Source organism: Paenalicyclobacillus ferrooxydans (assembly GCF_001399675.1).
Classification (GTDB): domain Bacteria; phylum Bacillota; class Bacilli; order Alicyclobacillales; family Alicyclobacillaceae; genus Alicyclobacillus_B; species Alicyclobacillus_B ferrooxydans.
Genome location: NZ_LJCO01000014.1, coordinates 109,153 through 122,909, shown reverse-complemented (window position 1 = coordinate 122,909; position 13,757 = coordinate 109,153). Strand labels below are relative to the sequence as shown.

Sequence of the window (13,757 nt, the reverse complement as noted above, 5' to 3'; positions counted from 1 at the left end):
GTAATTTGACACCAGCATGGGTCGGAAGATACAGGGCCCAAGGGTATTGGGACAAACACAGCGTTATGGTGGAAGAGTCGACTAGGTTAATGCGACCTAATTGCTTCGTGGCCTTTTTCAGTCCAATCCTGCGAACAAGTTGCGCAATGCAGTGTTGAAGAACAGCGTCTAAAAATGGCTGTTCCAAATGACGCAGCTTTCGTGACAACTGTGATGCACTGATGGACTGAATTCCGATTTCCGACTGGAGTTCCTTTGTCTCATTCAACTTACGGCTGAGTGATGTCAGTGACGAAATCTGATTGACCTGGGCAAAGAGCAGTAGTTGAGTGAGCTTGATAGAATCCAGCTTTTTCGTGTACTTGTCCAGGTGTAGTAACTGAATTTGTTTCAACATTAATTTCGTATCTAGAGAAACTAGGTATTCCGCCAAAGTGGATTTCATGATACCCTTATTCATGCTTGGGTTCCTTAGATTAGATTTGGACAGGGCTACCTGTACATCTATTCTAAGGAATCTTTATATGTATAGGGGTTACAGAATCATGAATCTTCATAAGGTTTAAAATGTTTAATTTGTCAACGGGTACCCGTTGACAATCCACTAAAAAGTTAATGCAACGCTAGTGGGTACCACCGACTTAAGTCAGCGGATCGCAGGGAGCTAAGTCGGTTTCAGCCTACTAACCGTGTCCGATGAGGAAGTTAAGTCGCTGGGACCGACTTAATGCGGGGGGAAGCACTTCGGATACGGTGGCGCGGGGGACCACGGCTCTATGCAGCCGCGTCGGGCCCAGCTGCGACTGCATAGAAGGCCAGGTGGTGGCACCATCTGTGGTCCCATCCCGTCCAACGTTCGCGCAATTCATTCTCGCCAATCCTCCTGGCTCGATCCGTTCCAATGACACCATCTCCGGTCCCAGGCCAGCCTGTGTCCCAATGCCACTCACGCCGACCCCATCCGCCCTCTTGGACCCCACTGGTCGGCGTGCCCCATCAGCCCCCCAGGCCGGCGTGCCCCATCCGCCCCATCCGCCTGGACCCCCAAGCCCCCAACGGATTCGTACCAATAATGGGCGAATGCGCAGTTGTGCCGAGTCAGTTATAATGGAACGGTGCAGGAAATGATGGGAGGATAAACGTGGCTCACGGGCATGCAAAATCACGAGTTCCACTTGTTTTTGCGCATCGGGGAGCGAGCGCTGTCGCACCCGAGAACACCTTTCCAGCATTTGCAATGGCGGTCGAGATGCGAGCGGACGTGATTGAAACGGATGTTCACTGGACCAAGGACGGCGTGATTGTTGTCGCCCACGATCCCGATGTCAGCCGCATGACGAACGGCCAAGGCATGATTGAGAACCTGACGTATGCTGAGTTACTGGAATTGGATTTTGGTTACCGCTTCAGCCCAGATGGCGGGAAGACCTTCCCATATCGGAGCAAAGGTGTAAAAATCATGCGTTTTTCCCATCTCCTCAAGGAGTTTCCGGACATCCGCGTCAATGTCGATCTTAAACCGAAAAACCCTCCATCCCTTCGCCAATATATTCAGGAGATTTACGAGGCTGGGGCCGAGGAGCGCGTGATGACGGCATCCTTTCACGATCCGGTGCTGAAGATGTTCCGCAAACACAACCCGCAGTTGGCGACGAGTGCGACTCCGATGGAGATCGCCCGGTTGTTAGTGCAACAACGACTCGGAGTTTCGAGTCGAGCGCGGGCACCCTATAAAGCGATTCAAGTCCCACCGAAGATGTATGGGATTTCAGTCGTCACGGAAGGCTTAGTTCGAGCAACCCATCGGCGGGGGGCAGAGGTGCACGTTTGGACCATCGACGATGAACCGACGATGATTGACCTTCTGCGCCAAGGGGTGGATGGGATTATGTCTAATCGGCCCGATCTCGCCAGGTCCGTCGTCGACACCTGGACCCCCACACATAGTCAAGTGGCACCCGCCAGGATGGCTCGTACCGGGAATACAGGTTCGAATTCCCCGGCCGATCCGATGTAGAGTCAACCCACCTGCGCAACCTTCCGAATGCAACTCGTTCGAATGTGGCCCTTTCGAATGCAGACGGTTCGAATGCAAGCTTTTCAAATGTGGGAAATACATCCGCAACAGGAAGCTCAATCACCAGCTAACTTACGGCCAAACAGCTTACGGTCAACAACATACGGCCAAACAGCTTACGGGTCAACAACATACGGGTCAACAACTTAGGAAATATGGCTGGCCAACTGGCCTCAATCGATAAGGACGTGAAAGAACAAAGTGGATGTTTTGCGGCGAAACTGGAGACAAATTGATTACGCAATGATCGTTACACTGATTCTGCTGACAGCCTACAGTTGCATTGCTATTTACGCCGCTACCTACGGTAAAAAAGATCTGTCCATTCCGAGCCACGCGTGGATGAAACAGATGATTTACGGCATTATCGGGTTCGTTGCGATGTGGGTGCTTACGGCGTATGACTATCGATCGCTCCGGAAGATTCACTGGTGGCTCTACGGTATCACGACATTTTTGCTTGTGGCTGTATACGCGTTTCACCCAATTAACGGTGCGCGCAGTTGGATCCCGCTCCCAGGTTTCAGCTTGCAGCCGTCTGAGTTTTCGAAGCTTGCAATTGTGATCACGCTCGCGACAATGATGGCAGAACGCGATGAATCAGAGTTCCCTGACTATCGGCTTCATACGACGTGGCCGATGCTGTTGGTGGTTATTGTACCAACCGTGTTGACGCTGAAAGAGCCCGCACTGGGGCAGGCTTTAGTGATGCTCAGCATTTTTGCCGTGATGTTTATGATGTTTGTGCGGCGGTCATGGTTTGCGCTTGGGATCACGATTTTTGTACTCATATCTATTGTGTTTATTGCTCTCCCTGTTGAGTTTCCGGTTCAGGCGACCGCACTCGTCCAAAACGTGCTCATCAAACACAACATCCTGCACGGATATCAGGCCAACCGAATTCTCACTTGGCTCGATCACACGTACCTTCCGCTGGGTGCAGGTTACAACATCCGTCAGGCACAAACGGCCATCGGTTCCGGGCAACTGTTTGGCGAAGGTTGGTTAAGCGGACTGGAGACATCTTCAGGCGGTGTTCCAAACCAATGGACAGACTACATCTTTACAGCGATTGGTGAGGAGTTTGGGTTTATCGGATCGAGCTTGCTTGTGTTGTTGTTCCTCATTTTGGTGTACCGCCTTGTTCGCGCAGCGGGCAGTTCGCAAGACACGTACGGAACCTACTTGGTGATGGGTATTGTCGGCATGTTTTCATTCCAGGTGTTTGAAAACATCGGGATGGACATGTACCTCAGTCCTTCGACTGGGATCACGTTGCCGTTCATCAGTTACGGTGGAAGCTCCATGTTGGCGAACTTCATGGCAACCGGGATCGCGATGAGTGTGTTATTGCGCAAGAAGCGGTTAAGCTTCTCGTAGGCACCCAGAGTTGTGCTGTCGCCGACAGGGTGAGGCAGCGCGACAGGGTGAGGCAGCGTGACAGGGTGAGGCAGCGCGACAGGGTGAGGTAGCGTGACAGGGTGAGGTAGCGTGACAGGGTGAAGTAGCGGCACAGGGTGAAGTAGCGGGACAGGGTGAAGTAGCGGCACAGGGTGAAGTAGCGGGACATGGTGAAGTAGCGGCACAGGGTTTGGCAGCGTGACAGGGTTTGGCAGCGTGACAGGGTGTGGGTCGTTTGCCTTGGTGTGGCCGCCTGGCAGTTGCGCCGTTGCTGGTGCGCGAGGGCTGGGGTTACCCGGTTATCCAGCCGTCGCCGAACTGCAAATATCAAAGGTATGGCTGTCTGAGCGTGAGAAGATCACTCAGACAGCCTTTTTTGAACAAATCATTATAAAACTGATGAGGAAGGGACGCCCGACGGGGCGTCCCAACATTTCATGCTGTGATCAGTTATCTGTTGATGATGGCGAGGACCTGGTCGGGATCGGCTGGCAAAGCATCGTAGAATTCCACGGCTTTGTGGTTGTGCACCTTGCGGCACACATCCTGCATCCATTGGTATGTTTGTGCAGTTGTAATCGGATCGTCGGGGGACCAAGCAAGGATATCCATCTCAAACGGATTGCCGTCATCGTCTTGTCTCCGGTAACGCAGACCCTCAACATGCCTGAAGCCATGGCGTTCGTAGAAGCGGAGGCGGGAGGCTGTATCGGGATCGTCATCGCTTACTTTCTCCACCTCGAGCAAAATAGGGCGGCCATCTTTCTGGAGTCCTTTGACAACGCGCGATCCCACTCCTGAACCCCGCGTCGTGCTGCTCACCAACAAGTAATCGACGAAGATGAACTTTGGAAACCTCGCGTAAAGCAGCAGGTAATCGTCGGTTTCTTGTTTGTGATAGTACGGTTCACTTTCCAACAGGGACTCAAGGTGGAGGGGATGCTTCATCTCCACAGCCGGGAAGTACTCGTTCAAGCGACTGTAATATGTGGTTTGAGCTTTCGGAATCCTCATCGTTGGACACATCGCCTCCTGAAATTTTTGAGAGATTGGGATGTCAGCATGGGGACAAACCGCTGTGCGGCAGCAGACGGCTGCCACGTGCACAGGGCACAGGGCGTCATGACGGCGGCACCAGGCAGAACGTCACCAAGTAAAGCAGCAACCCGTAAGAAGGACTCACTCCCAGCAAGCTGCACCCTGTATTATAACACATCAGGGTGTTCCATGTTTCGTGCATCAGCCCAACGAGCGACAGACAGTGAAGGGAGCAAGCCTGAAAACCTATATGATCGGTCTACTGCGTACTTTGGGCGGACCTAGTCTGTGCGACATTGCGTAAGCCGGGTGCAGGGTTCTAGCCTTCGGTGAAACATGCCGTTGAGGCGGTGCAGCCGACCCTGTGGTGTTCCAGGGTGTCCCTGTGATGTCCCATCACACAAGGGAAAGTTCTTCCCTTGTATCTGATTTGAAGGGGTTCACGGTTTGCATAAGGGAGGATTTTTCCCTTGTTGCCCGGTTTGGAAGGTGATCCGCTTGAATTTACCGTCATAAGGGAGGTTTTTTCCCTCGTTTGATGTGAGACTCTCGAAAGCGAAGCAACAAGGGAAAAAACGACCGCTAAACTGGCTCGCTGCAGCCAGCCAGCCACACCACGGGCGACCCCGAGACCCCGAGACCCCGAGACCCCGATCCCGACCTACGCCGTGAAGGCCCGCCGCACCTCCCTGGCATCACTCTCATCCTCGACCACGGGCACCTGGACAAAGAACGGCGGTGGGGCCAGGCCGTAGATGTACATCGGGATCAGGATAAATCGACCCTCTTCCGTTTCGATCTCGATACAAGGAGACTCAAACTGAGTCAAGATCCACTCCCATAGTCCACTGTGGTTGGTACGAATTAACTCGCCGCGGCAGAACGCACGAAAGTCATAGGTCTTAACCCGCATGTACACCACCCCCAAGGATGAGACTCCTGTCGACATATGCAGATGAGACTCCTGTCGATATATACGAATGAGGACAGGTTGTATTTCCTGCGATCACGCTCACACATACGCATGAGGGAACCAGGATTGGCCAATCTAAGGGATGACAAGGAGCTTGGAGGAGGGATTGCTGGTGATTCGTTTTCGAGGAGTACCTGTCCGCGACATTCATGGATTACCGTACTCGGTACACCAGATTGGTGACGGTCAATGGCAGATCGTCGTACAGAACTGCGCACGCTACCCAGCCGGATACACCTTTGCTCCAGTTTACGGGGCGTACGAGGATGCGGTAGAGGCGCTCGATCACTGGCCAGTAGACGACGCTTTACGATCCGAACGTGAGCGATGGGCAGGGGACGACACCGGTGCTGCCTATCTCGAGGCGGTGGAAATGCATGATCAGTTTCGCGATTGAAGTTCGCCTCCGACCGATCCGTTGCCCAAGTCGGTGTCTGACCTCGCCCCTTCGGTGCTAAAACAAGCCGAGCAGCGCCATAGGGCAGGCACAAGACCTGGCACACAAAAGACCTGACAAATAAAACAGGGACTGCAGATTGCGCAACCGTGACGTTGCCATTCAGCAGTCCCTGCAACTATTTCTATGGGCGTTCTGGACCTTCCCCAGGTTGTGTCTTACTGCGGAACTTGTCTGCCAGTTCGATCAGCCACAAATGATGATACGGCACCTGGTACAAGACAGGTTCCACACGAATGTCTCCCGGTCCGAGTTTGTACATCCAGATGGTAGACTCAGACTTCATCCCTTCGTGCATGCGGATACCTAGGTGAACCGAATCTCGATATCCATTTTTATACGCTATGACGCCGAGTTGACCATGCAACTCCTGCACCATGGGACGGTACCGTGGATTCCGGATGATCGGCGCCTCCATGTACGGTGTGTAGCCATTTTTGCCTGTCCTGACGCGCTGCTCCGTTTCAATCAGGACCACTTCAGCCCCTTCCAGAGGCTGCATCGTTCTGCCGTCAATGACCCGCAAGCGCAATTTGGCCGTCGGCCATGGTACATACGGTGTGAATTTATCACCGGGTTGTGCGAGTTCCGGCAGGCGATCCGGTTGCGGCGTCGGCACTGCTGGCGGCGCACTGGGGGCTGCCTGGCTGGGAGGTGTCTGTTGTTGACCAGGTGCCGCCTGTGATGGTGGTACTTGCCGTTGCTGCGGTGCAGTTCCCGGTTGTCGTGGTGCTGTCTGTGGCGTTTGTTGTCTTGGTGCCTGTTGCTGTGCCGGATCCTGCTTCTGCACAGGAGCCTGCTGCTGTCTTGGAGACTGCTGTTGTGCAGGTGCTTGCTTCTGCACAGGGGCCTGCTGTCTTGGTGCCTGTTGCTGTGCCGGAGCCTGCTTCTGCACAGGAGCCTGCTGCTGTCTTGGAGACTGCTGTTGTGCAGGTGCTTGCTTTTGTGCCGGACCCTGTTGCGTCTGGTTCCGCGTTGCAGCTGGTTGCTGCGTTGCCGTCCTGTGCTGCGCTGGAACCTGCTGGCCTGGTACCTGATCCTGGTTCATAGTGTGATGCTTCGCTGGAACTTGTTGTTGACCGTCGGCCTGGTTTTGGGCTGTCTGCTGGTGTTGCGTCGGCGCTACTTGTCCTGCCGATCCGGAATCGGATGAACTACTTGATACAGTTGACGCTGCAGTGGAGATTTCCTGATTCAAAACCACACCAGTTGTCAGACGCTCGTTGTCGTCCACACCGGCCATAGTTGGGATCGCTCCAACGTGCGGCGTACTTTGTGCAGGTGCCGGGTTACGATGGCGTTCTGCAGATTGTGGCAAAAGCGGTGGTGATGGCAGCGACAGCGCAGCACAGAGTGCAGCACCCGCCCAGATACCAACCGTCTTTTTGCTGGGCAACCACTTTCTCATGAGCCATATCCTCCTAGCATGTGATTCCTTGCATTAAGCTGGTGTTTTGTCAAAATCTCATCGGTGAAAATCTCTTCTGTCAAAATCTCTTCTGTGTGAAAAGGCTTTGCGAAAACGGTGTTCTGTAAAAAGGTCTTCTGAAAACTGGTGTTCTGTGAAAAGGCTAAGTAAAAGGAAAATTTCCAAGCAACAGCCTTACTTAGTAAAATTTCAAAGCGCGATCGACGTAGTAAAATTGCAGGATTTGAATATAATTGCGACCGCGTTCGGCCCAGTACTCAGAACCCCATTGAGCCATTTTTTGTGCGTTTCTGTACTGCCAGTTGGCACTATCCCGGTATCCAGCCCGATAATTCAGCTCAATAATGCTGCCATCAGGCATTGTAAAAGCCTGATTCCGAATCGCGTCGACGGCTTGGTTTGTTTCGGGCTGTCCTGACAGGTAGCGGAACGCCTGGAAGTTCGTCGTGTTGTCGACGTCAAACGTAAAACCGTCAATCGTGACAGGGTGCAGATGGTGATACCATGCAAACATCTTGACGGCCATAGCGCCTGCTTTGAGTGACTCAGGACTCCACGATGGCATCCACTCGTTCGGCAAAACATCTTTGCAATAGGTTTCGAATGGGACGGTCTGAACCCAGACGATTCTGCCGCGGGGATCCGGTTCCCCATTCGGATTGTTCTCGCGGATAGCCACGCGAACGGCCCCCGGTATTGCAGTGTTGAAAATGGTTTGTGCAGCCTGTGCGTGTACCGGGTGTTCAACGAAGACACCGGCCGCAATGGCTGCCGCTGTGAGAAGGATTCTTTTCATGGAGACCTCCCCCTGTACTGTCGAGTATGTCCTTGTGTTACCATTCCCTGATTTCCATGTCGCATGCATAAAGCAGTGGCCCAAGGCCAAGCGCCGCATACCGCACCAAACCGCGTCAGCAAGTCGTGTGCACCGGTGTCACGCCACAGCCACAGCCACGCCACACCACACGTATCGCACATGAGTCACCTTGCGCTTTTATCCCGTGTGACATCTACCAGAGCTCGCGGTACAATATGGATGATTCGTTTACAGGAGGCGGTGTCGTGGAAAAACTGAAACTTACAGGCAAGTCGAACCATAGTACAGACGATGCGATGAAGGGCCTGTCCGCAGTGTTTATCGATGGGGATCGCGTGTATATAGACAACGGTGCCATTCACGGGAAGAGCCATCTTGAGCAGGGGATGCAGTGGGTCAAAACCAAAGAGGAAGTGCCTACGCCGCGGGAGATCTGGGTGGTCTGGGTCACACTAAAACGGAATTCCGACATGAAGCAGGGTTATCATGGCGTCATGCCCTTTCAATTATGGATTGACCAACAGGCTAAAGTAGGGTACAAATCTCTTGCAGATCAGGTTAATAAGATGGACAAAGCGGTCAAAGGTCAAATTGACGTGACGAACGTACCAGGTGAAGTACTTGAAAAGCTGACGCGGTTCCTCAAAGGTGTACGTGATGATTTGTGGGAACAGGCGTGGCCAACCTTTAAGGACATTTTCGGAGAGCCGCAAGGGTAGTCCTCGAACAGTGCAGGGGGTAGATCATTGAACCAGTCGGATACACCACTTTTCCAAACACTACTACAACACGCTGCCCGCAAGCCGGTGCAGTTTCACATCCCAAGTCACAAGCGCGGACGCGGGATGGATACAGAGTTTTCTTCTTTTATTGGAGAGAACGCATTGTCCTTGGATCTCATTAACATCGCTCCACTCGACGACCTTCATCACCCGACTGGCGCCATTAAGGCAGCTCAGGAGCTGGCAGCCGAGGCCTTCGGGGCCGAACACACCTTTTTCTCTGTACAGGGGACAAGCACAGCCATCATGACCATGGTGCTCGCAACCGTGGGACCTGGGGACAAGATTTTGCTCCCGAGAAACGTGCACAAATCCGTTCTGACGGCCGTCATGCTCGCCGATGCACGGCCTGTCTTTCTGCACCCGGAAATGGATACGACCCTTGGCATTATGCACGGTCTCTCGGTTGAAACCGTAACTGAAGCCTTGGAGCGGCATCCCGACGCAAAGGCACTCGTTGTCATCAACCCAACCTACTTTGGGATCTCGGCGGATCTCAAGCGGATCGTCGAATTGGCCCATGCGAAAAGAGTCCCCGTACTGGTCGATGAGGCCCATGGCGTGCTCACCGGATTTCATCAAGGACTGCCCATGTCGGCTATGGACGCGGGGGCCGATATGGCTGCGACGAGTGTGCATAAGCTTGGCGGATCGATGACACAATCGAGCATTCTGAACGTCCAGGGAGACCTGGTGAATGCCCGTCACGTGCAGGTCGTTATGAGTATGTTGACCACCACTTCAACGTCCTATCTGTTGCTCGCGTCACTCGACGTCGCGAGAAAGCAGCTGGCTCTTCATGGGAATGAGAATGTAGAGCGGGCGATCGCGCTTGCGAACGAGGCGCGTGCGGAGATTAACGAGATCGCCGGACTCTACTGCCCAGGCGAGGAGATTCTGCACAGCAGTGCGACGTTTGCGCTCGATCCGACGAAGCTGACCGTCAGTGTCAAGGACCTTGGCGTGACAGGCTACGACGTGGAGCGGATGCTGCGGGAAGAGTTCAACATCGAGGTCGAGCTGAGCGATTTGTACAACATCCTCTGTCTGGTCTCGTGGGGGGATACTAAGGAGGATGTCGATAGGCTCATCGACGGGCTGAGGAGGATCTCGGAGGCGCATCAGCACCAGATCGACAAGCGTCACCCACAGGTGCGCGTGCCGACCATGCCACGCCTTGAAATGTCACCTCGGGCGGCCTTTTACGCCCCGACAGAGACGGTCCCGCTGAAGAGTTCGGTCGGACGCATCATCGCGGAAATGATCATGGTCTACCCGCCAGGCATCCCCATTTTGCTGCCAGGAGAAGAGGTCGATCAGTCGAACATTGATTACATCGAAGAAAACCTCCGCGCCGGCCTGCCTGTCCAAGGTACGGACGATCCGGAGATCCGGTTTGTCAAAGTCGTCTCACGGTGACGGAAGTTGCATCAAGGGCAAACGCGAGAGTCGTATCCCGGTGATGGTAGCCGCATTACGGGCAACGCGAGGCGCATCGCGCTTGGGGTGGGCCGGAAGCGGCTTGAGCGCCTGGTTAAGTCGGTGAGACCGACTTAATGTCAGCCGGAACTGCCCTGAGCGCCCGGTTAAGTCGGTGAGACTGACTTAAGCCATCGGATCGGGGGGAGCTAAGTCGGTTTCAGCCTACTAATGGTGTCCGGAAGGGCATTTAAGTCGGTGAGACCGACTTAATGTCAGCCGGAACCGCTCTGAGCGCCTGGTTAAGTCGGTGAGACCGACTTAAGCCATCGGATCGTGGGGAGCTAAGTCGGTTTCAGCCTACTAATGGTGTCCGGGAGGGCATTTAAGTCGGTGAGACCGACTTAATGTCAGCCGGAACCGCTCTGAGCGCCCGGTTAAGTCGGTGAGACCGACTTAAGCCATCGGATCGGGGGGAGCTAAGTCGGTTTCAGCCCACTAATGGTGTCCGGGAGGGCATTTAAGTCGGTGAGACCGACTTAATGTCAGCCGGAACCGCTCTGAGCGCCCGGTTAAGTCGGTGAGACCGACTTAAGCCATCGGATCGTGGGGAGCTAAGTCGGTTTCAGCCTACTAATGGTGTCCGGGAGGGCATTTAAGTCGGTGAGACCGACTTAATGTCAGCCGGAACCGCTCTGAGCGCCCGGTTAAGTCGGTGAGACCGACTTAAGCCATCGGATCGTGGGGAGCTAAGTCGGTTTCAGCCTACTAATGGTGTCCGTGAGGGCATTTAAGTCGGTGAGACCGACTTAAGCCAGCGGATCGCCGCCACATAAGTCGGTTTCAGCCTAAAATGACGAATGGAGGGACCAAAATGCCGGAAGAAGGAACTATGGCACCAGATTTCACACTGGAGAATCAAGATGGACAACCCATCCACCTTGCAGATTACCGAGGGAAGGTTGTCGTGCTCTACTTTTACCCGAAAGACAACACGCCAGGATGTACGAAGGAAGCGTGTTCGTTTCGCGATGCGAGTTCTGAGTTGACCGATGCAGGCGCAGTGGTTCTCGGTGTATCGAGAGACACAGCCAGCTCACACCGCCGCTTTGCGGACAAGTTTGAGTTGCCGTTTCCGCTCCTCGCAGACACAGAGGAAGAGGTCTGCAACGCCTATGGCGTTCTGCAGGAGAAGAACATGTACGGAAAGAAGAGCATCGGGATTGTGCGGTCCACCTTCGTCATTGATAAGGATGGCAAGATCGTGAAGGTGTTCCCAAAGGTCAAGGTCGACGGTCACGTGGACGAGGTCCTCGAAGTCGTCCGTCAACTCGGCTGACCCTGCCTGGCCCGTAGACCCTGGGGCGTTCAACTCGGCTGCCCCTGCCTGGCCCGTAGACCCTGGGGCGTTCAACTCGGCTGCCCCTGCCTGGCCCGCAGACCCCGGGGCGTTCGACTCGGCTGCCCCTGCCTGGCCACCAGCCCCCGGGCGTTCGACCCGGCTCAATGTCACTCGTCGGTCGTCAAGTCCGGCTGTATCCGTTATAATGAATAAAGAAGAAAGGGGTTGATCCGATGGTGACACTCACAGACAGCGCTGCGGAGAAGATCGCAGAGCTCATCAAGCAGAACGACGATAAGGTAGAAGGCCTTCGCATTTACACAAAGCCAGGTGGATGTTCAGGGTTCAGTTACGGTATGGCCCTTGATAACGCTCAGGCATCCGATAAGATTCTTACCATCAAAGGCGTGCAGGTGGCTCTCGAAACGGACAGCCTCGAACTCATTGAGGGTTCTGAGATTGACTACGTCAGTGATTTCTCTGGTGAAGGGTTCCGTATTTGGAATCCAAACGCTGTGTCGACTTGCGGCTGCGGCTCAAGCTTTCGTACCGCTGCTAACGCAGGCCAACCTGGCTCTTGTGAATAATTGAAAGCACCGAGGTCCCGAAGGTGATACTGCCTTTCGGGACCTTTTTGTAAATCATGATGTTTTTATCCTCTGGATTTATACGGACGGAGTGGTGGAATGTCGTTCTTTCAAAAGGTGTTAAAGGATCCGGTGCACGACGAAATCGTCGTCGATGACCCCTGGATCTGGCGGATCATCAACACCTCCGCTATGCAGCGCCTGCGCAGAATCAGACAGCTTGGCACCTCGTACTTGACCTTTCACGGAGCTGAACACAGCCGCTTTACGCATTCATTAGGCGTATATGAGACGATGCGCCGCGTACTGTCCTACCTCGAAAAGGAATTTGGCTGGCCGAGGGATGACCGCGAGAGGAAGCTCGCCCTTGCAGCAGCTCTGTTGCACGATGTCGGGCATGGCCCCTTCTCACACACGTTCGAAACCGTCTACCCCGTGCATCATGAGGAGTGGACCAAGCGGATCATGCTCGAAGATGACGAAATGGCCACCCTGCTGGCTGAAATTGATGACGAGTTCGGACCAGATCTTGTCGGGATATTGAACAAAAACGGCAAGCATCGCACGATTGAGCAACTGATCACCAGTCAGCTTGACGTGGATAGAATGGACTATCTTCTGCGCGACGCCATGAACACAGGCGTCAATTATGGCCGGTTTGAATTGGGGCGTCTGATCCGATCGCTCGCCCTAGCCGACGGATCGATCATGCTAAAGGCAAGTGGAGTGCACACTGCAGAACAATACATACTCGCGCGGTACTTCATGTACACGCAGGTGTACCTTCACCCTGTCACGATTGGCAGCGATGTGCTGGTGGGCAACATTTTGCGTCGGGCTGGAGAGTTGTGGAGCGCAGGCAAACTTCAGGATATGCCGCACTTTCTCAAGGCCTTTTTCGTCGAGCAAAGCACCGTTTCCGTCAAGGACTATTTGGCCATCGACGAGTCGACCTTGTTGTACGCGTTTCGGATGTGGGCATCGACCGACGACGTGGTGTTGTCCGATCTCGCTGAGCGTTTCCTCAACCGCCGCCTGCTGGCGCCGATTGTGCGTGCGGAACCAACGTCGGAAGAGTGGGCAGCGCTGAGGACGTCTGCTCGGGCGATGGGCTTTCACCCGGAATACTACATTAGCGGCCGGACGTCGGAGATTTCGGCCTATGTGTACCGGGGCAGCGGCATCCCTGTCCTGCGGCAGGATGGCAGCAAGTCCGAGTTGAGCATGGAGTCGAGGATTGTGCGATCGCTGATTCCAGATACCGAGTATCGCCTGTTTTTGCCGAAGGAAATGGTGGAGGGCGATCATGCGGTTGCAGAGCGCGTCCGATCAATCATTTACCAGGAAGGCTGAAACCAAAGCGAAAAGCGAAATCAAAAGCGAAACCAAAGCGAAAAGCGCAATCAAAAGCGCAATCAAAAGCGAAATCAAAAGG

General features: G+C 54.1%; 13 protein-coding genes. 8 read left to right on the top strand and 5 right to left on the bottom strand.

What is annotated here, in order from left to right; genetic code table 11:
* Positions 1-460: DUF4372 domain-containing protein (locus tag AN477_RS04045; protein WP_157061798.1), on the bottom strand; the 460-nt coding region annotated here is incomplete at its 3' end.
* A 681-nt stretch (positions 461-1,141) separates the two neighbouring features.
* Between AN477_RS04045 and AN477_RS04035 the strand changes: the two genes are divergently transcribed.
* Positions 1,142-2,017: a glycerophosphodiester phosphodiesterase family protein gene (locus AN477_RS04035; RefSeq protein WP_054967892.1), complete on the top strand. Its 876-nt coding sequence runs from the start codon at positions 1,142-1,144 to the stop codon at positions 2,015-2,017.
* A gap of 261 nt (positions 2,018-2,278) precedes the next feature.
* Positions 2,279-3,457: an FtsW/RodA/SpoVE family cell cycle protein gene (locus tag AN477_RS04030; RefSeq protein WP_054967891.1), complete on the top strand. Its 1,179-nt coding sequence runs from the start codon at positions 2,279-2,281 to the stop codon at positions 3,455-3,457.
* A 471-nt stretch (positions 3,458-3,928) separates the two neighbouring features.
* On the opposite strand, the gene AN477_RS04025 is transcribed toward AN477_RS04030, so the two are convergent.
* Both AN477_RS04025 and AN477_RS04020 read right to left on the bottom strand, forming a co-directional pair.
* On the bottom strand, positions 3,929-4,492 hold the full coding sequence (locus tag AN477_RS04025) for a GNAT family protein (protein WP_054967890.1): 564 nt from the start codon (positions 4,490-4,492) through the stop codon (positions 3,929-3,931).
* Between the two features lie 685 nt (positions 4,493-5,177).
* Positions 5,178-5,444 (bottom strand): hypothetical protein, encoded by a 267-nt coding sequence (locus tag AN477_RS04020; RefSeq protein WP_054967889.1) that lies wholly within the window; start codon positions 5,442-5,444, stop codon positions 5,178-5,180.
* Positions 5,445-5,601: 157 nt separating this feature from the next.
* Here AN477_RS04020 and AN477_RS04015 point away from each other — a divergent pair, with 157 nt between their 5' ends.
* A complete protein-coding gene (locus tag AN477_RS04015; RefSeq protein ID WP_054967888.1) occupies positions 5,602-5,886 on the top strand; it encodes a hypothetical protein in 285 nt (94 codons plus the stop codon).
* 184 nt (positions 5,887-6,070) lie between these two features.
* Here the strand turns inward: AN477_RS04015 and AN477_RS04010 are convergent, their stop codons facing one another.
* Together AN477_RS04010 and AN477_RS04005 are read right to left on the bottom strand one after the other, a co-directional pair.
* Positions 6,071-7,354: a hypothetical protein gene (locus tag AN477_RS04010; protein ID WP_054967887.1), complete on the bottom strand. Its 1,284-nt coding sequence runs from the start codon at positions 7,352-7,354 to the stop codon at positions 6,071-6,073.
* 199 nt (positions 7,355-7,553) lie between these two features.
* Entirely contained in the window at positions 7,554-8,171 is a 618-nt protein-coding gene (locus AN477_RS04005) for a SpoIID/LytB domain-containing protein (protein ID WP_054967886.1), read from the bottom strand.
* Between the two features lie 266 nt (positions 8,172-8,437).
* Between AN477_RS04005 and AN477_RS04000 the strand changes: the two genes are divergently transcribed.
* From AN477_RS04000 to AN477_RS03980, 5 genes are all read left to right on the top strand, one after another.
* The gene (locus tag AN477_RS04000) at positions 8,438-8,911 is read left to right on the top strand and encodes a YwhD family protein (protein WP_054967885.1); all 474 of its coding nucleotides are present in this window, start codon (positions 8,438-8,440) and stop codon (positions 8,909-8,911) included.
* A gap of 27 nt (positions 8,912-8,938) precedes the next feature.
* Positions 8,939-10,393: an aminotransferase class I/II-fold pyridoxal phosphate-dependent enzyme gene (locus AN477_RS03995; RefSeq protein WP_054967884.1), complete on the top strand. Its 1,455-nt coding sequence runs from the start codon at positions 8,939-8,941 to the stop codon at positions 10,391-10,393.
* A gap of 874 nt (positions 10,394-11,267) precedes the next feature.
* Entirely contained in the window at positions 11,268-11,732 is a 465-nt protein-coding gene (bcp, locus tag AN477_RS03990) for a thioredoxin-dependent thiol peroxidase (RefSeq protein WP_054967883.1), read from the top strand.
* A gap of 236 nt (positions 11,733-11,968) precedes the next feature.
* The gene (locus tag AN477_RS03985) at positions 11,969-12,322 is read left to right on the top strand and encodes a HesB/IscA family protein (protein ID WP_054967882.1); all 354 of its coding nucleotides are present in this window, start codon (positions 11,969-11,971) and stop codon (positions 12,320-12,322) included.
* Between the two features lie 99 nt (positions 12,323-12,421).
* Positions 12,422-13,675: an HD domain-containing protein gene (locus AN477_RS03980; protein ID WP_054967881.1), complete on the top strand. Its 1,254-nt coding sequence runs from the start codon at positions 12,422-12,424 to the stop codon at positions 13,673-13,675.
* The last annotated feature ends 82 nt before the right edge of the window (positions 13,676-13,757 follow it).